Here is a 21255-nt window from a genome sequence, read left to right on the forward strand (position 1 = left end):
GCGCTTATCTTTTATGGGGAAGTCGTTTATTGGACCTTTTTAACATTAATGCTTAAGGGGGAAAAGTGGAATGGGAAGGAAGTTTAAGGTTTACTTATCCTTGCTGCTCGCGGTTGCCTTGTTGCTGCCGCAGGCTTGGACCGCAGGAACCGCCCAAGCGGCTTCGGTTGGAGATACGGTGCTTGCCGGCGATTTTGACATAGGCACGGACGACTGGTTCAAGCGTGGCACGGAGACGGTCGCGCAATCAACAGACACCGCGCAAAGCGGGGCAGGCAGTCTGAAAACGACGGGGCGAACCTCGAACTGGAACGGTCCCGGTGCGTATTTGGATACGTTGGAAAAAGGAGCTACCTACGAGTTCTCGGTATATGCCAAGCTGCTTGAAGGTACGACCGGCGCAGCCGCGCTGGAGCTGACCGTCAAACAAACCGGCTTGCCGGCAGACGATCCGGAGGCGTATAAAACCGTTAAATCGGAGCAGGTCACCGCAGATGACTGGGTGGAGATCAAAGGGAATATCACCTTGGACCCTAGAGCGGCAAGGTATCAATTATATGTGCAAGCTCCCGGCGATGCCACGGTTTCATATTACATCGATACCTTCAAAGCAAAGCTGGTCGCGCTGCCGGTAACAGATCCTGAAGAGCCGGCGGGCAGGACGGTATTGAGTCAAAATTTCGAGGATGGCAGCATAGGCGGATGGCAACCGCTCTCATGGGGCGGATCGGGCATCGCAGCTATTTCTTCGGACCAGGCATCGGCAGGCAGCCACTCGCTCCGATTCTCAGGCCGCGCAGCTAAGGACGCAAGCCCGAGCATTAATATTTTCAGCTATTTGCAGCAGGACCGCTTGTACGATATTTCGCTTAAAGTGAGATTGGGCGAAGGCTCCGACAAGCTCCATGTGACGTCGAAGATCGGAGAGACGTTCGATTGGATCATGGGGGAGCAGACGGTAACGAGCACGGATTGGACAACGTTTAGCAAAACGGGCTATATGCTTCCGACCGGCGCGACGGAGTTGCTTCTTTATGTAGAATCGGCTGCTTCCACGGCCGATATTTACATCGATGAGTTTGTCATTGAGGATGTGACTCCTGGCCAAGTCGAGCCCGACCCGGATCCGAGCACGCTTGATCAAACGGGCATCGCAACCGGCTTCGAAGACGGTCAAGGCGACTGGGTACGAAGAAACGGCGATGGAGGAATTGAAGTATCCTCGGCCGACAACCATACGAGCGGGGGGACGGGCAGCTTGCTGACGATGGCTTCCGCACAATATGACGGACCGCTCCTGAACGTTCTCGGCAAGATGCACAAAAACTACGAATATACGTTGTCGGCGTGGGTGAAGATGGCGCCGGGCGAAGAACCGACAAGGCTGCGTCTCAGCGTGCAATCCGGCGATAGCACGTTCACGAACGTATCCTCCAATGCAACGGTAACGGATGCGGATTGGGTACAGCTGTCGGGCAAGTTCACGCTCAGAACGAAACCGACCGTCTTGAACGCATACGTAGAGACAGCGGACGACAACGGCGAGCCAAGAACGTTCTATATGGACGATTTTGCGTTAACCTATGTCGGGCCGGTCGAAGGAACGCTGCCGATCCAGACCGAGCTGGACGGCTTGAAGGATCTGTACGGCGATTATTTCGAGATCGGCGCCGCGGTAGAACCGGCTCAGTTCGCCGGCACTGCGGATCAATTGCTTAAGAAGCATTACAACTCGATCGTAGCCGAAAACTCCATGAAGCCGGCATCGATTAACGGGACAGAGGGTACGTACAATTATGGGGGCGCGGACGCCATAGTGAAGTACGCGAAGGACAACAATATGCAGCTCCGGTTCCACACGTTGTTGTGGCATCAGCAGGGCGCCGACTGGATGCTACAGGATGCGCAGGGCAACTGGCTTGAAGCGAATGAAACGAATAAGGAGCTCGTGCTTTCCCGCCTTCGAACGTATATATCGACGGTCGTCGCGAAGTATGCGGACGCGGCCGATTCCTATGACGTCGTGAACGAGATCATCGACGAAGGCCGTCCGGACGGCATGCGGGACAGCTACTGGTACCGTATTACCGGCTTGGACTTTATCCGCGTCGCGTTCGAAGAGGCGCGTAAGGCAGATCCGACCGCGAAGCTGTACATCAACGATTACAGCACGCATAATCCGCAAAAACGCGATTTCTTGTTCGATCTCGTCACTAAGCTTAAAGCGGAAGGCGTGCCGATCGACGGCGTGGGTCACCAAACGCACATTAACGTGAGCGGACCTTCGATCCAGCAAATTTCGGACTCGATCCGGAAGTTCGGCGAAGCGGGCTTCGACAACCAGCTGACGGAGCTCGATATCTCCGTTTATACGAATAACAGCACCGCCTACGATCCAATCCCTGAAGATATCCTTGTCAAACAAGGTTATCGTTACAAGGAGTTGTTCGAGGAATTGGTGAAGCTTGATGAGATCGGGAAAAATGCCGATTCTGGCACGCCGGCTTACAATCCGGATGGCTGGATCAGCAACGTAACGATCTGGGGTCTCGCGGACGACCATACGTGGCTTCATAATCGCGGCACCACTCGTCAAGACGCGCCATTCCCGTTCGATAAACGCCATCAAGCGAAGTATGCTTATTGGGGTATGGTCGAAGCGGTGAAGGAGATCATTCCTTCCAAGCTGCCGATCGTTACAAAGGCAGGCAGCGCCGCGCAAGGCACTCCTGCTATCGATGGGCTTACGGATGCGGTTTGGAATAACGTTGCCGCGATGGAAACGGAAAGAACGAGCGCCTTCGGCGCAAGCTTCAAAACGCTGTGGGATGATAACTATTTGTATATCCTCGCAGAGGTCCAAGACGGCAATAAGACAAACGAGGATAAAGTGGAGTTATTCGTAAAAGAGAACGAAGGCTTCGCGAAATATGAAATCCTTCGTCAAGCATCGAACCAAGTCGCGGAGAAATCAGGCGGTTACGTGGTCGAGGCTGCCATTCCGCTTAGCGGAAATACGCTCGGCAAGCAGTTGTACTTCGACATCCGCGTGACGACCGGGGGCGCTCAAGACGGCTCGGAGCATGGCCAGAACGGCGCAATCGTATCATGGAGCGATCAAAGAAACATGCAGCATCAAGATACGGCCGGCTACGGCTCCCTGACGCTGATCGGTTCTCCCAAATCGGCACCGGCGGCGAAGGGCACCCCGCTCATCGATGGGGAAGAGGATGTGGCATGGGCAAGCGCATCCGAGCTGGAAACGGCATTATGGGTAGAAGGAACAAGCGGATCGACCGCCAAGTTCAAAACGTTGTGGGACGAAGAAAACCTCTACATCTATGCGGTGATAACCGATACGGCGCTCAGCGATGAAAGCGCGAATGCGTGGGAAGAGGATTCCGTAGAAATATTCGTCGATCAAAATAACGGAAAATCGTCATCTTACCAAAGCGACGACGGCCAGTACCGGATTAACTTCAATAATGTGAAGACGGTAGGCGGCCACGCTTCCCAAGACAACTACGCGTCGGCAACGAAGATCGTACCCGGCGTAGGTTACGTCTTAGAAGCGGCTATCTCGCTGGATACGATTACGCCGGCGGCAGGCAGCGTCATCGGCTTCGACATCCAGGTCAATAATGACGAAGACGGCGACGGCACGAGAGACAGCGTTGCGAATTGGGCCGACCCTTCGGGTCAATCCTACCAGGACACGTCCAAGTTCGGCGTGCTTACGTTCGCGAATGGCGGCGATATAGGGCTGAATCCGCCGATAAATGTAAAGATCCGAGCAAAGTCCTACAAAGCTTTTGAAGTCAATTGGGACGCCGTTTACGAAGCGATCGGATACAACGTTTACCGTGCGTTGTCTGAAACCGGTCCGTTCGTGAAGCAGAACGGTGCGATCATTGAAGCGGAGGTTTACAACGATTCGAATCTGCTTGCATCCACAACTTATTACTACAAAATTTCGGCGGTTCATGCGGATGGTCGGGTGTCGCCTCTGTCTGCCGTCGTATCGAAGCGGACCGGCAATGCGCCTTCAGGCAACACGGGCAACGCCGGCGATCCTGGCGGCAATCCTTCGAACGACAAGGTTGTGCCTACGACTTCATCCGGCGGACGCGCACTTGGCACGATCGGCAACGAAAGGCTGAGCGACGCATTGGACAAAGCCGGCGAGAATGCCAGCGGCGTGAAAGAAATCGTATTCGAGCTGCAGCCGGCATCCGGAACGAACGGATATGCCATCGAATTGCCGACGGCTGCTCTGAAGGCCGATGAGGAATACGTGATTTCGGTTAAGACGGACATCGGCATCATACAACTGCCGGGCGGCATGCTCGCAGGCATGGATATATCGACGGATACGGTAACGATCGTATTCGGTCCGGCAAATCTGGATAACGCGGGCGAGGCCGTACGCGGCCAGGTCGGCAATCGCCCGGCGTATAGCCTGCAGGTGCTCGTGAACAATCAAGTAGTTCCATGGAAGAACGATAACGCTCCGGTCACGGTTGTCGCTCCTTACAAGCCGACGGCAGAAGAGCTGAAAGCACCGGGCAAGCTTGTCGTTTGGTATGTGGATGACAACGGCGCAGCCACTGCGGTGCCGAACGGTCGCTACGATGCGGACACCGGAAACGTCGTTTTCCATACGACGCACTTCAGCACATACGCGATTGCCTTCGTAGACAAAAGCTTCGATGATATCGGGCGTTATGCATGGGCGCAAGACGCAATCGAAGCATTGGCTGCGCGCGACGTCATTAAGGGCATGTCCGGCACCTCCTATTCGCCTGCGGCGGGCATCAAGCGCGCGGATTATCTGCTCCTGCTCGTTCATGCGCTAGGGCTTCGGAGCGATGGAGGATCGGCGTTCTCCGACGTAGCGGCTACGGATTATTACTACGATGCGATTCGCATTGCGAAAGGTCTCGGCATCGCGAAAGGCGTTGGCAATGACCGTTTCAACCCGAACGCGCCGATCACGCGCCAAGAAATGATGATGCTGACGGCACGCGCGCTCGAAGCGGCAGGGCAACCCCTTGAAGCAGCCGGCTCCCTTGACGGGTTCACGGATGCTTCCGCGGTAGCGGATTACGCGAAAAACAGCGTCACGGCGCTCGTCTCATCCGGTATCGTGAACGGCATCGGCGGCGAGCTTCAGCCGGGCGGCCTGCTGACTCGCGCGCAAGCCGCAGTCATCCTGTATCGCGCGTTAGGTCTCCATTAAGCTAGCGAGCGTCTCCCGATTCGGGAGACGCTCTATTTTTTTGCCTGCAACCACCAAGCGCCTTTCGACGCATTCAATCCTAAGTGACTGCTTCCCTTCTAATAAGAGGCAGTCGTTTTTTATTTGCAAAATAGCAAGGTTCAAACAGGTGCATTATGGGAAATCTTTATCTTATATGGACACACCTTGATAAAGGAGCAAAAATAATGACAAAACCCTCTGGTCTCCCTCAATATCCGAAATCGTATTGGCTTGACTCGACAAACCTTCCGGCTTACCCGGCGCTGGAACAAAGCATCGAGGTCGATGCAGCCGTAGTTGGCGGAGGCATATCCGGCATTACAACGGCGTATTTGCTTGCAAAGGAAGGACTCAAGGTCGCGTTGATCGAAGCCGGCCGATTGCTAAATGGAACGACGGGGTCTACGACCGCCAAAATTACGGCGCAGCATGATCTATTCTACGATCCGCTTATCCGAAGCTCTGGAATCGAGAAAGCGGAGCTGTATTACCGGGCGGCCGACGATGCGATAAGCTTCATTAGGCAAACGGTCGAAGAATATGACATCAGCTGCGGTTTGAAGGAACAGGATGCGTATGTGTTTACCGATTCGGATGCATACATCGGCAAGCTGCAAAGCGAAATGGAAGCCTATCATAAGCTTGGCATACCAAGCTCATATACAGAGCATATTGAGCTGCCCGTGCCGCATAAAGCCGCTATCGTAATGCATAAGCAGGCTCAGTTTCATCCGTTGCATTACTTGCAAGAGCTCGTCGGAGCGTTCGTTAAGGCGGGCGGAGCAATCTATGAGCAAACAACCGCCGTTGATGTCGAGCAGGGCCGTCGTCCGAAAATCATGACGTTGAGCGGCCATTCCATCACCTGCAAGCATGTCGTTTCCTGCACCCATTTCCCTTTCTATGAAGCGCTTGGGCTTTATTTTGCCAGAATGCATGCCGACCGTTCGTATGTGCTGGGCATTCAGTCAAAAGCGCATTACCCCGGGGGGATGTATATCAGTGCCGAAGATCCGGTACGATCGGTTCGTTCGGTCGATATGCCGGACGGCGGGAAGCTGCTCCTCATTGGGGGGCAAGGTCACAAAACGGGGCAGGGAATCTGCACCATCCGGCACTATGAGGAGCTGGAACAGTTCTCGGAGCAGTATTTCCAGCCTGAACGCATCGCTTATCGCTGGTCGGCTCAGGACTTGGTCACCGATGACAAATTGCCGTATATCGGGCATTTGACGTCGGGCACGGACAATATCTACGTCGCAACCGGATTTCGCAAATGGGGAATGACGTCAGGAACGACATCGGCCTTGCTCATTCGGGATCTCATTATGGAGCGCGATAATCCGTTCGCACCGCTGTTCAGCCCGTCACGGCCGATCACATTGGCGGGTGTGGGCAAGCTGATTACGGATAATGTGGATGTAGCCAAGCATCTCGTTGCCGGCAAGCTGGAGCTCGTCCGCAAGAAGCCCGAGGAAGTGGCGGAAGATGAAGGCAGCGTCGTGACCGTTGCCGGCAAACGGGCCGGAGCTTATCGGGATAAGGAAGGCAAGCTCTATCTTGTCGATACGACATGCACGCATATGGGATGTGAAGTCGAATGGAACAATGGCGACCGTACGTGGGATTGTCCTTGCCACGGTTCGCGCTTCTCCATTACCGGCGAAGTAATAGAAGGCCCTGCGGAAAAACCGCTTAAGTCTTTGTCTGCAGCATCGGAACGATAAACAACAGCAAATAAAAGGACATTTGTCGTATGAAGACAATGTCCTTTTTCACCATGCAGTTTTAACTCGACTAAGCTCTCTTGATTTGGCCGCGAATTTCGCCGTTCGGATTTTGGACCGTGTGCACATTCACGTAGGCATTGCCGTTGTTGAATTCGGTAATTAAGTCGGCAATCGTTAGCCCGGCCAAAGGACCGGATAGGTCGGCAGCGGTCAGGACACCCCGAACGATGCCGCGTCTTACGGAAATACCGAATTTATTCGGTCCGAACAGGGTGACGACAACAGGACCGTTCACTCCTTTTGGACCAAGATGAATGTGGGCGTCGGTGACTCGCGTGATATTGCGGACGATAAGCTGGAATCTGAGCTCGGTGCCTGCGGCGTTGAGGCGGAAGAAGGCGGTCCCCGATGCCCTCGTTCGAACTGGCGGAACCTCGTTCCTTCCCAGTAAGCATGCTTTGTACGTTCTGATAAGACTTCACTCCCCTACTCGTATTGCTATACACTATTCCGCAAACGCAGGATGGCTTGTTTATAAGTCTATTAATCTATGAAATAGGTGACGAATTTCAATAAGAAGGGCGACCTTAAACCGAAGGGTCGTCCTTTTTTTTGCCGAGCTCTGGCACCCTAACGCCAAACTCTATAGCATTCGACCATAATTCAAAGGATTGTCTGCTACTCAGCCTCCGGCCGGTTATTTACAATGAAAACACGATAGAGAAAAGAAGGTGATGAGGTTGAGTAAAGCAGATACCGTGCAGGCCTCCGGACTGAAGAGGGGCGACCGCCGATGGAAGCTGATCCGCGGCAATCTCGATATGTACGCGCTGCTGATTCCAGGGATCGTCTTCCTGCTGTTGTTTAAATATTCGCCGATGTACGGCGTCGTGATCGCGTTCAAGGACTTCAATATTTTCAGCGGCATCTCCGGCAGCGAATGGGTAGGTCTGCAGCAGTTCCAGAAGCTAATCCACTCCGACGAGTTCATGCAGGTGCTGGTCAATACGCTGCTGATCAGCTTGTACAAGATTACGATTCTGTTTCCGATTCCGATCGTCATCGCGCTGATGCTGAACGAAGTGCGGCGGATGTTCTTCAAGCGGACGATCCGGACGATCATTTATTTGCCCCATTTTCTATCGTGGGTCATTATCTCGGGCCTGTTCGTTAACATCCTGTCGCCGTCGGGCGGCATCGTCAACGAAATCATCCGTTCGTTTGGCGGGGAGCCGATATCGTTCCTTACCGACAACGCCTTCTTCCGCAGTATCGTCGTCTTCACCGCAGGCTGGAAGGAGATCGGGTGGAATGCGATCGTGTTCATCGCCGCCATAGCGGGCATCGATCAAGAGCAATATGAAGCGGCGGCTATCGACGGAGCGGGACGAATCCGGCAAATGTTCTCGATTACCCTGCCGGGCATCATGCCAACGATCATGCTATGCTCATCCTTCGGATCGGCGGCCTCCTGGAAGCCGGAACGGAGCAAATCTTGACGATGTACAATCCGCTCGTCTACGAGAGCGGCGACGTCATCGGCACGTTCGTGTACCGCATGGGTCTGGGGCAGCAGGATTACAGCTTCAGCACGGCGGTCGGTCTATTCAATTCCGCGGTAGGCTTTCTGCTGATCGTCATCGGCAACATGCTCAGCTGCAAATTTTTGCAGAGAAGCATTTGGTAAGGGGGAGATAACATGCGGGGCAAAAAATTCGGAGACTACGCGCTGGACGGCGGCATTTATCTCGTTCTGACCTTGATGGGTCTCATTACGCTGCTGCCGTTCGCCAACGTATTGTCCAAGGCGCCGTCGCCCGTTAACGGCGATTTCCACATGCTTGAGAGGAGCGTCGACCACCTCATTCTTCGGGTGCGCACGCTCGTCGAGGAAAAGTACAAAGCCCAAATCCATGAGCGGGAGGCGCAGCTTCAGGCGCTCCAGGCTCAGATAAATCCCCATTTCCTGTATAACACGCTCGATACGATCAATTGGATCGCGATCGGCAAAGGCGCAACCGACATTAGCGGGATGATCGATAGCTTGGCGAAATATTTCCGGCTCAAGTCTGAACAAGGGCAAAAACATCGTCAGCGTGGCTGCAATAGATAATTTATGAGGTTAATGGTTAATGGTTGAGAATGCGCGAGGAGTGGCTATGTTGGATATTTGCAGGATAGAGAGCGTCTATAAGGCACCATAGGCAGCTATGTTGGATTTTCGCATTAACTTCGGCCTTGAAAATCTTGTATGAGGCATCTTGATCGAAAGTTATTGCAGATATCCAACATAGCACCTTGAATGCAGCGCAGATGGATTTCAATCCTGCCCAACGGGGGAGGTGACAGCATCCTTAGCCTCCACCCGGACATACGTGTAAGTGTCGTCGGGCTGCGAGGCTGCGAATGGCGTCAGCTCGCCCAGGGCGTAAATGTGCAGCAGGTGCATCGCGCGCGTGCATGCCGTATAGAACAGCTTGCGTTCGCTCTCGCGTGAATATTGCTTCTTCGAGCCGTTGTAGATGAAGACGGCATCGAATTCCACGCCTTTCGCCAAGTAGGCGGGAATAATATGAACGCCTTTCTCGAAGTTCGGCGTCGTCTTCTTAATGAGCCTTGGCGCTGCCGTGAGCATGCCGGTCAGCAGCTTATGGGCTGCTTCGCTTTCTTTGGCCGTCTTGCAAATAATCGCGATGGATTCGTACCCCTGGTCGATCAACTCGCTGACATCGGCTGCCAGAGCCTCGTGAAGAACCGATCTTTCCTTCACGACCGTTACGGCAGGCTTCTCGCCGCTGCGGTTGAACGGCACGATATGCTCGCCGCCCGGCACCATGCCGCGCGTGAAGGTAACGATCTCCTGCGTCGAGCGATAACTGCGGGTGAGCGAGATCAGCTCCGTCTGCTCAGGTCCATACAGCGCATAGAGCGGTCCAGCATCCTGCAGCGCCGAGGAGTGGGCATAGATCGCTTGATTGAAGTCGCCCAGCGCCGTCATCTTCGCCCGAGGGAATAGCCGCCGCAGGAAGGCGAGCTGGAACGGCGAGTAGTCTTGCGCTTCATCGACGAACACGTACCGGATGCCGTTATTGGAGTGGAAGCCGAGCATAAGCTCGCGCAAATACAGGTAAGGCGTCGAATCCTCGTAGGCTAACTCGCCTTCTTTAATGCGGTCAATCGTTTGCCTGCTTAATTGATGCCAGTTAGAAGGCAGCGTCCCGTCTCCGGTCAACCGCCTGGCGAGCGATTCGTTGCGGAACAGCTCGCAGTACAAGCTGGTCGTATCGACGAAGCGGAGCGCCTTGACCCATTTTCGAATCGGCTTCAGCTTGCTGCTGACGACCATGCGGGCCATAATGTCCCGTTCGCTCAGCGCCTGCTCGGACGCGGACGGATCCTCGTCCCCGCCCGTCATGGCCAAATACCGTTCATACGCTTGCTGGTATTGCTCCTGATCGAGCAGCTCGATTTGCTCCTCTACCCACAACTCCCCGTACTGCTCCTTGCCGTGCCTCGCAACGGCTTTCAGCACCCAGTCGCGCAGCAGGGCCAGACGGTTCGCCAGCTTGATCGAAGCGTCGTAGCTATAGAACTTCTGCTTCAATTGGCTTGCGGCAATGACCGCTTTGCCTCGGAACGGAATGGACTTGAAGATCATTCCCTCCTGCAGCAGCATTTCCTTATAGGAAGTAATTAATTGCATGAATTGATCCGAGGACTTGAACTGAATGCCCTCCATGCGGGCATCGTATCCCGGCTCGGAAGCGGACGAGAGTACATATTCGAGCTGCTCGAACGGATCCTCCAGCTTGAATTCATGGCCGAGCCTGCGCTCCAAGTATTCCTGGAACGTCGTCTGCACCATATTTTCCTCGCCCAGCTCCGGCAGTACGGTGGATACATAACTATTGAACATCGGATTCGGTGAAAATAACACGACCTGGTCGGCGCTGATCTGGCCGCGGTACTTGTAGAGCAAATAAGCGACGCGCTGCAGTGCAGCCGACGTCTTGCCGCTTCCCGCCGCGCCTTGAACGATGAGCAGCTGGCTGCGGTCATCGCGAATAATGCGGTTTTGCTCCTTCTGAATGGTCGCGACGATGCTTTTCATCTGTGCGTCGGAGCTGCGGCTTAGAACGGCTTGCAGCAATTCGTCGCCGATCGTGATACCCGTATCGAACATAAACCGGATTTTGCCGTCGCGAATGCCGAACTGCCTTTTTAGCGTAAGCTCCCCTTCGATCTCGCTGTTCAAGCTGCGATAGGACGCAGGGCCCGGGGTGCTGTCATAGTATAGATTGGAGATCGGCGCACGCCAATCGTAGATGAGAAATTCATTGTCGTCCTTGTCCAGCAGGGAGGCGATGCCCAGATAGATCCGTTCCGGCTCGTTCCCGTGCTCGGCGAAGTCGATTCGTCCGAAGTAAGGCGATTGGAGCAGCTTGCGAAGCCGTTTAATCTCCTCCGCCGAATTTTTGTGCCGATGCTCCCTTTCGAATAACACCTCGGATTGCTGCCGCATGCTAATAGAGGTTTCGCCAAGGTCGACCTCTTCCATAAAGTTCATCGTGACCTCGTCCCAGAACTCCCGCCGCATCTCCACGACATCTTTGCGCACGAAGCCGACTTCATGCTCGATTTTGCCGATTCGCTCTCCGATGACGGATGTAATCTCGTCGACTCTCAGCTGCTCTTCAGCCCAGTCTTGCTCTTTGCTCAATGATGCCACGCTCCTTGGCTTGCTATAATGATAATTAACCATGTATGAATGGCGCTCGTATGTTATTTATATGATCAGAGCTGCCGTAATGTCGTATACCCGCGTTCAACGAGTCTATCTTATTGTTTCCACAAAATCAACCTAAGCGCGAGGTCGGCTTTTCAAATGTTCGGAGCCTGTTCCTTTACGTTCGAAAATAAGCGTATACTGCCATTATAACGAGCATTCGGACAAAAAGGAGCCATTGAAGGGCGCAACGCAATGTACGAGCTGGTGGAGACGGATGACAGCCTGCCGTTTGACGTTTCCTTGCACAGCATTAACCGGACCATTGGCATACGAGCATCGAAATGATTATCGTGCTTCGGGGTACGCTTGAGGCGACGGTGGGTAACGAGAAGCGGACGCTTGGCTACAGCGAGGAGGATGCGGCAAGCGGCGGCATCGGATACGTGCCGATCAGCCTGAAATACAGGCCGTATACGGCCGAGCATGCCCGTGAGCACAGCATCGCCGGCGATCCGCGCGCGAGCGATGTGCTGGATCGCGCGTACCGGGGCAAAACGGTCACGACTCATAACGAGAGCGACTCATAACGAGAGCGACTTGGATACGGTGCTGGAGATGAAAGAAATGATGAAAGGAAAGCCGGTTATCGTGTCGCTGCCGCTGTCCAATCCGACAATCGTGGCGGAATTCGAGGCCGAGGCAGACGCGATCGTCGCGAACTTCGGCTTGCAGGATCAAGCTTTGATGGACGTTCTGTCCGGTGCGTTCGAGCCCTCGGGACTGCTGCCGATGCAAATGCCGCCGACATGAAGACCGTCGAGGAGCAGCTAGAGGATGTGGCGCATGATATGGACTGCCATGTCGGTTCCGAAGGCCATGTCTACGACTTCGCGTACGGACTGAACTGGAGCTGCGTCATCAACGATCTCCGTACGGCCAAATACCGTAAAACCCGTTAAAAGCCGGCTGTCTAAATGATAAACCCCGTTAAGCGTTTAATAAGCGTCTTGCGGGGTTTATTTCCGTATCGCTGTGTAGCTGCCGCTGTTAGTTTGATACTGCAAATGTACTCGTCTGGAAACTTTCCCAAATAATGATTCGTCTATGTAAATAACATGACTAATACCGTTCCTATAATGCCTAAGCAGACATGCTATGTTGGATTTTTGCAGCATAGAGGGCCCTTAGGAGAGCCGATCCAATGCTATATTGGATTTTTGCATCAACTTCGCTCTTGAACGGCTGAAATAAAGCTCACCCAAGGAAAGTTACTGCAGATATCCAACATAGGTTCCGAGAGCTCCCTAAACTAGCAAAAGTTAATGCAAATATCCATCATAGCCGCAAAAGCGGCTACCGACTGACTCCATCGGTTGGATGTTACTACGACCATTGGGGATACGACCGTATGGCTGAATACCGACAGCAAAACGCTTTATTATTCCGACGGCCATACGTCTCCGGTAGCGATAAAAAATGCCGTTCATGAGTTGAATGGGAGCTGGGGAACCGTATCTATAGGAGTGGAGAAGCTGGGAGAAAGCTTGCTTGTAACCATCTTCGATAATTTCGGAGAGCCTCATATTAACGACCAAATATCGAGAGCGATCATTAAGGACGGCTCCATTGTCGCAAGGTCGAGCGTTCTTTATTGGAATAATCGGGACAATGAAAAAAGCATCAGCACCTATAACGGGAATGCCATCATGCTTGATGCAGCTGTATTGAAGCTTGTACAGCCCGACGGGACGATCACCCGGAGCTATGATTTGTCGGAAATAACGGGGCTCGATACCGTCTTTACCGTGGAAGTTGTCTTCGACGATTATTTATTAGTTCGTACGCATGATTCGAGAATGTTAATCGGCATCCGGTTGTCCACCAAGGAATTCGTTTACCTGTATAAGCAATTGTTTACCGTTGAAGAACAAAGTTTGCTTGATCAATGGCCGCGAGCCGAAATCGATTATCCAGGAGACCAGCTTACTCTGCTCCATCGCAAAGGGAATGTGCTCATTCACTCGTCAACCAGCAAAGGCGTACCATGGCGGAGGCTGGGGGGAGCTTACGGCGTCGTATACGATACCTCAACAATAGATCTTTATCAGATAAGGCCAACCAGCTCGTGCCGGTTGGTCTTATTTGTCGTCGTGGGCTGGCAGATAACCTTCATAGGCGGAGCAACGGCGCAATATAGTTTAATAAATAAACATTGTCCGAATCGATAGAAGGGGGTAGTGAGATGGGAATATGGATCCTCGCACTGTTGCTGCCGGCTTGTTCAGCCGGATTTATTTTGTTTCGCAAAAATACGGTTCCCCTTCCTGCTCCTCATGCTGCCGCAAGGCTGGCCGCGACCTTCGGCAAGCTATCGATTATTATTCCGGCCAGGAATGAAGAAAGCAATTTACCCCATCTTCTTCGCTCGCTTATGGCTCAAAAGTATAAGCCGTTCGAAATTATCGTCATCGACGACTGCTCGGAGGATCGGACGCGAGCGATTGCGGAGAGCTACGGCGTCAAAGTGATTGCCGGTTCATCGCCCCCGCCAGGATGGACAGGCAAGAACTGGGCCGTATGGAACGGCTATTTGCAGTCGACCGGCGATCTGATCGCCTTCCTCGACGCCGACGTCCGTCTAGCTCCGCATGCGCTGGAATCTCTGATCACGGTACGTGAGGAAACGGGCGGCGTTATTTCGGTTGTCCCTTATCATGAAGCGGAGAAGTTCTACGAGCGATTGGCGCTTATTCCGAATTTGCTCGGCCTCTGCGCCTTTACCTCGCCGATGGAGCGGGCCAATCGAAATAAAGGGCTGTACGGCTCCTGCATCCTGACGACGAGAGAGGACTATGAACGGGCCAAAGGACATGAGGGCATTAAGTCGGAGCTGCTCGACGACTTGAACCTTGGAGCGAAGTTCATCGAGGCCGGCGTACCGGTTAACAATTACATCGGCTATGGCGTCGTCTCCTTCCGCATGTACCCCGGCGGCATTCGCAGCGAGATCGAGGGCTTTAGCAAAGGAGCAGTCATCAGCACGGGCAAGCTAAGCGGCTTCACGACGCTGCTGGTCGCAATATGGTTGATTGGATTAATTGCGGCGGAGGCAGCGCCTTTCGCGATAGGTACGAAATGGGCGTGGCCGCTCGTCATAGGTTACGTACTCTACACGGCACAGCTCTACTATTTCATTCATTACACTGGCCGTTTCGGCAAGTGGCTGCCGGCCGTTCATATGCTGAGCACCGTGTTCTTCCTCTATATCATGCTTTATTCCTTGTATCAAGTTGTGTTCTTTGGACGGGTAGCGTGGAAGGGGCGTCGTATTGAGGTAGGAGGTCGGAAAAAGTGACGATCATCATCGGTTGGACGCTGCTATCGTTTATTTCCGGTTCTCTTATGTTCTCCTACTGGCTGGGCCTCGTTGCGAAGCGTAACTTGAAGGCGCATGGCGACGGCAATCCCGGAGCGCTCAATCTATGGCGAACGGCCGGTTATGGGTATGGCCTTGCGGGCATTGCGCTTGATTTTGCCAAAGGGTATGCGCCCCTGTTGTGGATCGTCCATGCGAATGCCGTATCGGGCTATTGGATCGTACTCCCTTCGACTGCCGCACTGCTCGGCCATGTGTTCTCGCCTTTCATGAGAGGCAGAGGAGGCAAAGCCATCGCGGCAACATTCGGCGTATGGAGCGCGCTGACGGGCTTCTCCGCTTCGCTTGCCTATGCCATTATTCTGGCGCTGCTGCTCGTAATCACAAGATGGCAGCGCAAGGGCAAGCCCCTTACGGCGGAAGCGGATGCTTTGCAGGTTGTGCTTGGCATGCTGCTGCTTGGCGTTTACGTATACGTAAGCGGCTTTTATGACGGCGAGATGCTGCTGTTCTGGCTCATTAATCTCGTTCTGCTAGGGTATACGCATCGGAACGAGCTTCGCCGGCTTCTCTCTTCAAATCGGACAGATTGCCAGTAACAGCCATTCCCAAAGAGCCGGGGGATTTGTCATCAAAATTCGACAAAAGTAAATCGATTTCATTTTAACTTGATGGGAAGCAAGGTGTAGTAGTAGTTGTAAAATCCTATTTATGTGGAGTTTAAAGGATTTTTAAGTTAGACGGGGCTGTATACTTGTGAATCTAATATTGAAATCGATTTCAAAAAGTGATATTATCCACTCAGATGAACACCGGAGATTAAGGCAGCAGGCTTGCTCACAGTTGAAACAGGGGGTGGAAGCACATTCAAACCAGGTGATTAACAGGCTTATATGCTGAACAAAGCCAAGTAAAGCAATATTTCGGATCTATATTCATCTTGAAGGAAAGAGGGGCATGGATGTGACAATAAACAGAATGAGACGTTGGACCGCCAATACATTAATAGCGGCCTTGGTATTGTCGGGCTTCGGCGGGGCTTCCGTTCCAGCCGTATCGGCCTCGGCGGAGCCCGTGAAGGTGTGGATGACGACGGGCGACAAGAGCAAGCTTCTCGATGAGCAGGAGGACGTATTTTTCGAAGCGGACAGCGGGCAGGAAGAACTCACGATCAATGTCGACGAGAATACGAAGTATCAGAGTATTGACGGCTTCGGCGGTTCGTTGACCGATTCATCGGCCTATGTCATCTATAACGAGCTTGATGAGACGGCAAGAGAGGAGCTGATGAACAAGCTGTTCGGCCTGTCAGACGGCGGCGTGGGATTCAGTTATATGCGGCTGCCTATGGGATCGAGCGATTTTGCAACGTCTACCTATACATACAACGATAGGCCGGCCGGGGGGACGGACCTCGCGCTCGAGCATTTCTCGATCGAACATGACAGCGCATACATCATTCCGGTAATCAAGCAAGCGCTCGAGATCAACCCTGAGCTGAAGATCGTAGCCTCCCCTTGGAGCGCTCCGGCCTGGATGAAAACGAACGACTCGCTGATCAAAGGCAAGCTAAAGCCGGAGTATTATGATGTCTACGCGCGATATTTCGTAAAGTTCATCCAAGCTTACGAGGCGGAAGGTATCGCGATTGATGCAGTCACGCTTCAGAACGAGCCGCATCATGAAGCGGGCGATTACCCCGGCATGCGGATGGAGCCCGAGGAGCAGGCGGCTTTCGTCAAGAGGCTCGGTCCGGCCTTCGAGGAGGCGGGCATCGATACGAAAATTTTAGTATGGGATCATAACTGGGATGAGCCGGTCTATCCGATCGACGTCTTGAACGATCCGGAAGCGAAGCCGTATATTGCGGGATCGGCCTTCCACGGTTATGCGGGCAGCGTAGAAAACCAGTCGCAGGTCCATGATCTTCATCCCGACAAGGATATCTATTTTACCGAGAGCTCGGGCGGCGACTTCGCGCCGGACTTCGGCAGCAATGTCGTATGGGATACGCAGAACCTGTTGATCGGCGCGATGCGGCATTGGGCGAAAACTTCGCTCAAGTGGAACATCGCCTTGGACGAGAATCATGGACCGAGAGTCGGCGGCTGCACCGATTGCCGCGGCATTGTCACGATCGATACGGGTACGGATGAGATTACGTATAACGAAGAGTTCTATGCGTTCGGCCATGCGAGCAAGTTCATTCGTCCCGGCGCGTACCGAATAAAGTCGAATACGTTCGGCAGCGGCAGCATTGAGAATGCCGCCTTCTTGAATCCCGACGGCTCGAAGGCGCTGCTTGCCTTAAACTCTTCCAACGGGGCAAAGCCGTTCAAGGTAAGATGGGGCTCGGAGAGCTTCACGTATACGCTTCCGGCAGGTGCTGTAGCCACGTTCGTATGGAGCGGCACGCAGTCCGGCGATTCGGCGATCAGCCCTTACGCGAAGACGGAGGCGGAGGATGCAAGCGACTACACCGGCGTAACGACAGGCGTCGCCAATGATACTGGCGGCGGCGGGTTCGTCGGTTCGACCACGGATGGAAGCTATATTGCGTATCGTAATGCCGAATTCGCAAGCGGTACGGCCAGCGTTCGGGTTAGGGCTGCCGCGGAAGGCGACGGAGCGATTGAATTCAGACTGGGAAGTCCGACGGGAACCTACGTAGGCGGCGTCTACTTGGTCGATACGGGCGGTCCGCAGTCATGGCGGACGAAGGCGGCGCAGGTGGAGGCCGTTGTCGGTGCGCAGCCGCTCTATGTGGTGTTCAAGGGCCATGTCAATCTGAACTGGTTCCAGTTCTCCTCCGATTTCGTACAGGACAGCTATAATTACTTGACCATTGGCGGAGGCTTCGAGGAAGGCGATCTTGCCGGGTGGAGCGGCTGGACACCGGAAGGGCAAGCGTCCGCGCATAAGGAGGAAGGCGCTCAGCCAAGAAGCGGCAACTTCAAGCTGAACCATTATGCAAGCGACGCTTATGAGCAGACGACATATCGTACCGTCAAAGTGCCGAACGGGACCTATAAGGCATCGGTCTGGTTCCAGAAGGGCGGCAGCACGAATATTAGTTTGCTTGCCAGAAATTACGGTGGCGCCGCGATTAACGCGCCGGCAGCGACAACGGATTACGTCGGGGAGTGGACGCAGCTCGTCATTCCGGCTATCCATGTGACGAACGGCCAAGTAGAAATCGGCGTCCATTCGGACAATGCGGCCGGAGAATGGGTGAATTTCGACGACGTCGAGCTAATGCCGGTAACCTCCAGAGCACCCGCATCGGCAGATGGAGCAGCCGCTCCGGATACGCCTCAAGACGTAAATGTCTCCGTCATTAACGGATACAATGTGAAGCTGGATTGGTCTCCCGCGGAGGATGCCGACGGCTACGGAATCTACCGTTCAGGCGTGCAATCGGATACGGTAGCCGATTCCGTCTATGCCGATTATAGGCTGATCGGATTGGCGCCGCAGGATGCTGTCTCGTATGTCGATCAAGGCTTGCGCGGCGATACAACCTACTCGTACCGCATAAGCGCCTATAACGGCGGCGGGGAATCGGCGGCGACGGACGCTTATGAGGCAACGACGGATAGCGGCTCGGAGACGACAGCTCCCGTCGCGCCGGAAGGACTCTCGGCTGCTCCGGGGGTGGAACAGGTGCAACTGACGTGGCAGCCGAGCTTGGAAAGCGATTTTCTTCAATACAATATTTATGTGAATGGCGTGAAGAGCGCATCGGTCGAGCCTGCGCCGGAATCACGGTATACCGTCGCGAAGCTGACGGCGGGCAGAGCGTATTCGTTCGCCGTAACGGCCGTTGACCACTTGGGCAACGAATCGCCGGCCGGCGATACGGTAACGGCGACGCCGGCAGCGGCGGGCGTGCTTGTTCCGTTCCCGAATATGGACTTCGAAAGCGGCAGTCTGAGTCCTTGGCAGGAGTGGCATCCCGAAGGCCAATCGGCAGCCGCGTTCGTGGATAGCGACTCGCCTCGCGGACAATACAAGCTGACCCATTGGGGCGGTTCCGACTACAAGCAATCGACGTATCGCACGCTCGATGTGCCGAACGGCACCTACAAGGTGCAAGCATGGGTTCGCACCGGCGGCGGTCAAAATACGTTCCAGCTTGAAGTGAAAAACTACGGCGGCGACCAGCGGACGAAGGACCTGCGCAGTGCCAGTGGCGGAACGTGGACCTTGTTCGCGATCGACGGGATTCAAGTGACGGCAGGCAAGATGGAGATCGGCGTCTATTCGGATGCGCCCGGCGGGAATTGGGCGGCGATTGACGACTTTGAAGTGTACAGCTACGCTGCGCCTTCGATCGCGGTCACGGGAATTACACTCGATAAGAGCGCTCTTAGCTTGAATCTAGGCGTTAACAAGACAGGGCTGTTGACGGCGACCGTCGCACCGGCGGACGCGGCGAACAAGGAAGTAAGCTGGAGCAGCAGCGATGAGGCCGTTGCTACGGTAGAGGGCGGGGTCGTAACGGCTCGAAGCGTTGGCGAAGCAGTCATTGAGGCGACGACAGCGGATGGCGGCTTCAGGGCCAGTGCGATCGTAACGGTGAAGCGGGGAACAACACCGCCGCCTGTCTTTAATGGTGGAGGCGATGGTCAGGCGCCAGGGTTAATCATCGAGCGGCAAGGCGACTCGAATGTAATTAAAGGCATGGAGCCTAAGCGTGAGGTTCATGCAGACGGAAGCCGGCTCGATATCTTCCGCGTCGACGCCGGGATAGTTGCGAGTGCTGCTCAAGGCGACGGCGTAAGCCGCGTAACGCTCGACGCACGCGGGGCAAACAGGGCGGATCGTACGGAAGCGATTTTCCCGGTATCCGCTCTTCGCGAAATCGCGAAAAACAACCGCAAGCTCGTTCTTACGGTTCTCGCAAGCCAAGGCTCTTATGAGTTGCCGCTTGCGGCTATCATTGAGGAGCTTGAATCTGGAGATCGAATTCGCATCGATATTCATGCTGCGAAGGGAGCGGCGGCCGAAGAGGCAAGCGCGTCCATCACGAATAACGGCGGCACATTGGTCGGCAGCCCGGTGCAGTTCCAAGCGTGGATAGGGAAGGATGCGGCATGGCGGGAATTAACAAGCTTCGGAAAGCATTTCGTGACGCGGTCTATAGCGCTAGGCAATCAACACCCGTCTACGGCTGCAGGCGTTATGGTCGATGAGGATGGCGAGCTCCATCCGATTCCGATTTCCATAAGCTTGGCGCCGGATGGAACGGCAACGGCCATTCTGAAATCGAATCATAACAGCATATACGCGGTGGCGTCGTTCGACAAACAGTTCACCGATGTAGAAGGGCACTCGGACGAGCGGGCAATCGAAGCGCTTGCGTCGAAGCTCATCCTGCACGGCACCGGTAACGGCCGGTTTGTCCCAGAGGGTGGAGTTACTCGCGCGGAATGGGCGGCGATGCTTACTCGATCGCTCGGGCTATCCGCGTCGGCGCAGGCTTCGGAAGCGTTCGGCGACGTATCTGCGGAAGAGTGGTATGCGGAGGCGGTTGCAGCTGCCGTGGAGGTTGGAATCGTTCACGGCTTCGAGGATGGAACCTTCCGCCCGAACGAGCAGGTGACAAGGCAGCAGATGGCAGTTACGCTTGCTAACGCCGCTGCGAAGCTGTTAGGCGGATTCGATTCTGCTGCGGCCGAAGGTGCAGGAAGCCTTGATGGGCTTGAAGATCGCGGCGACATCGCGGCGTGGGCGCTAGCTTCGGTGGAGCAGGTGTTGAACGCGGGCCTCATTAAGGGTTCGCCGGACGGCCTGTTCCGTCCGACCGAGACCGGGACTCGCGCCGAGGCGGCGGCTATCCTATTCAAGCTTATTGATTTGATCTAGCGGCATGGAAGCCAGGCACGCCGAGCGGTCTAAATAGACTGCTCGGTTTTTGTTTCGATTGCTGGTTGCGTCGCTTGACCGAAAAGACAGCTTGAGCTGTTTGACGTCTGCGGGCACCGTTTCAATCTTAAGTTGGTTTATTGCAGGAACTTGGAGCCGTTTTGGTACTCTAGACGGGCTATAATGGATTTTCGCATTATAGCTCACCGATATAACGGAATGCAGTGGCTTAGGAGACAAAGTTGCTGCAGACACTCCGGCATAGCTCTTCGCACGCACCAATTGAGGGCTT

Annotated in this window: 9 protein-coding genes and 2 pseudogenes; 9 read left to right on the top strand and 2 right to left on the bottom strand. The window is 54.4% G+C overall.

Features of this window, described 5'->3' with window-relative positions; genetic code table 11:
• Nucleotides 1–70 precede the first annotated feature (70 nt).
• Complete coding sequence (locus J2T14_RS21420; RefSeq protein WP_307474013.1) at nucleotides 71–5239, top strand: endo-1,4-beta-xylanase; 5169 nt, start codon at nucleotides 71–73, stop codon at nucleotides 5237–5239.
• Between the two features lie 206 nt (nucleotides 5240–5445).
• Nucleotides 5446–6987: an FAD-dependent oxidoreductase gene (locus tag J2T14_RS21425; RefSeq protein WP_307474015.1), complete on the top strand. Its 1542-nt coding sequence runs from the start codon at nucleotides 5446–5448 to the stop codon at nucleotides 6985–6987.
• Between the two features lie 70 nt (nucleotides 6988–7057).
• Here the strand turns inward: J2T14_RS21425 and J2T14_RS21430 are convergent, their stop codons facing one another.
• Nucleotides 7058–7462 carry a CHRD domain-containing protein gene (locus J2T14_RS21430; protein ID WP_307474806.1) on the bottom strand — a complete coding sequence of 135 codons (405 nt, stop codon included), beginning with the start codon at nucleotides 7460–7462 and terminating at the stop codon, nucleotides 7058–7060.
• Between the two features lie 262 nt (nucleotides 7463–7724).
• Between J2T14_RS21430 and J2T14_RS21435 the strand changes: the two are divergent.
• Nucleotides 7725–8677, top strand: a pseudogene (locus tag J2T14_RS21435) (ABC transporter permease).
• Between the two features lie 12 nt (nucleotides 8678–8689).
• Nucleotides 8690–9103 carry a sensor histidine kinase gene (locus tag J2T14_RS21440; protein ID WP_307474018.1) on the top strand — a complete coding sequence of 138 codons (414 nt, stop codon included), beginning with the start codon at nucleotides 8690–8692 and terminating at the stop codon, nucleotides 9101–9103.
• A 207-nt stretch (nucleotides 9104–9310) separates the two neighbouring features.
• Here J2T14_RS21440 and helD read toward each other — a convergent pair whose 3' ends face one another.
• Complete coding sequence (gene helD / locus J2T14_RS21445) at nucleotides 9311–11710, bottom strand: RNA polymerase recycling motor HelD (protein ID WP_307474020.1); 2400 nt, start codon at nucleotides 11708–11710, stop codon at nucleotides 9311–9313.
• A 404-nt stretch (nucleotides 11711–12114) separates the two neighbouring features.
• Between helD and J2T14_RS21450 the strand changes: the two are divergent.
• From J2T14_RS21450 to J2T14_RS21470, 5 genes and pseudogenes are all read left to right on the top strand, one after another.
• A pseudogene (locus J2T14_RS21450) lies at nucleotides 12115–12678 on the top strand (glycoside hydrolase family 3 C-terminal domain-containing protein); the annotation flags it as partial.
• A gap of 414 nt (nucleotides 12679–13092) precedes the next feature.
• Nucleotides 13093–13947, top strand: a complete 855-nt coding sequence (locus tag J2T14_RS21455; RefSeq protein WP_307474022.1) for a hypothetical protein — start codon at nucleotides 13093–13095, stop codon at nucleotides 13945–13947.
• Nucleotides 13948–13961: 14 nt separating this feature from the next.
• Nucleotides 13962–15074, top strand: coding sequence for a glycosyltransferase (locus tag J2T14_RS21460; protein ID WP_307474024.1), 1113 nt, complete (start codon nucleotides 13962–13964; stop codon nucleotides 15072–15074).
• Nucleotides 15071–15694, top strand: a complete 624-nt coding sequence (locus tag J2T14_RS21465; protein ID WP_307474026.1) for a glycerol-3-phosphate acyltransferase — start codon at nucleotides 15071–15073, stop codon at nucleotides 15692–15694. The genes J2T14_RS21460 and J2T14_RS21465 overlap by 4 nt, the downstream gene beginning before the upstream one ends.
• Nucleotides 15695–16058: 364 nt before the next feature.
• Nucleotides 16059–20963, top strand: coding sequence for an S-layer homology domain-containing protein (locus J2T14_RS21470; protein WP_307474028.1), 4905 nt, complete (start codon nucleotides 16059–16061; stop codon nucleotides 20961–20963).
• The last annotated feature ends 292 nt before the right edge of the window (nucleotides 20964–21255 follow it).

This window comes from Paenibacillus harenae, from assembly GCF_030812415.1.
Lineage (GTDB): Bacteria > Bacillota > Bacilli > Paenibacillales > Paenibacillaceae > Pristimantibacillus > Pristimantibacillus harenae_A.

Excerpts from the sequence above, each read along its gene's own strand:
- J2T14_RS21420 (WP_307474013.1), top strand. The coding sequence starts at position 71 with ATGGGAAGGAAGTTTAAGGTTTACTTATCCTTGCTGCTCGCGGTTGCC.
- J2T14_RS21425 (WP_307474015.1), top strand. The coding sequence starts at position 5,446 with ATGACAAAACCCTCTGGTCTCCCTCAATATCCGAAATCGTATTGGCTT.
- J2T14_RS21440 (WP_307474018.1), top strand. The coding sequence starts at position 8,690 with ATGCGGGGCAAAAAATTCGGAGACTACGCGCTGGACGGCGGCATTTAT.
- J2T14_RS21460 (WP_307474024.1), top strand. The coding sequence starts at position 13,962 with ATGGGAATATGGATCCTCGCACTGTTGCTGCCGGCTTGTTCAGCCGGA.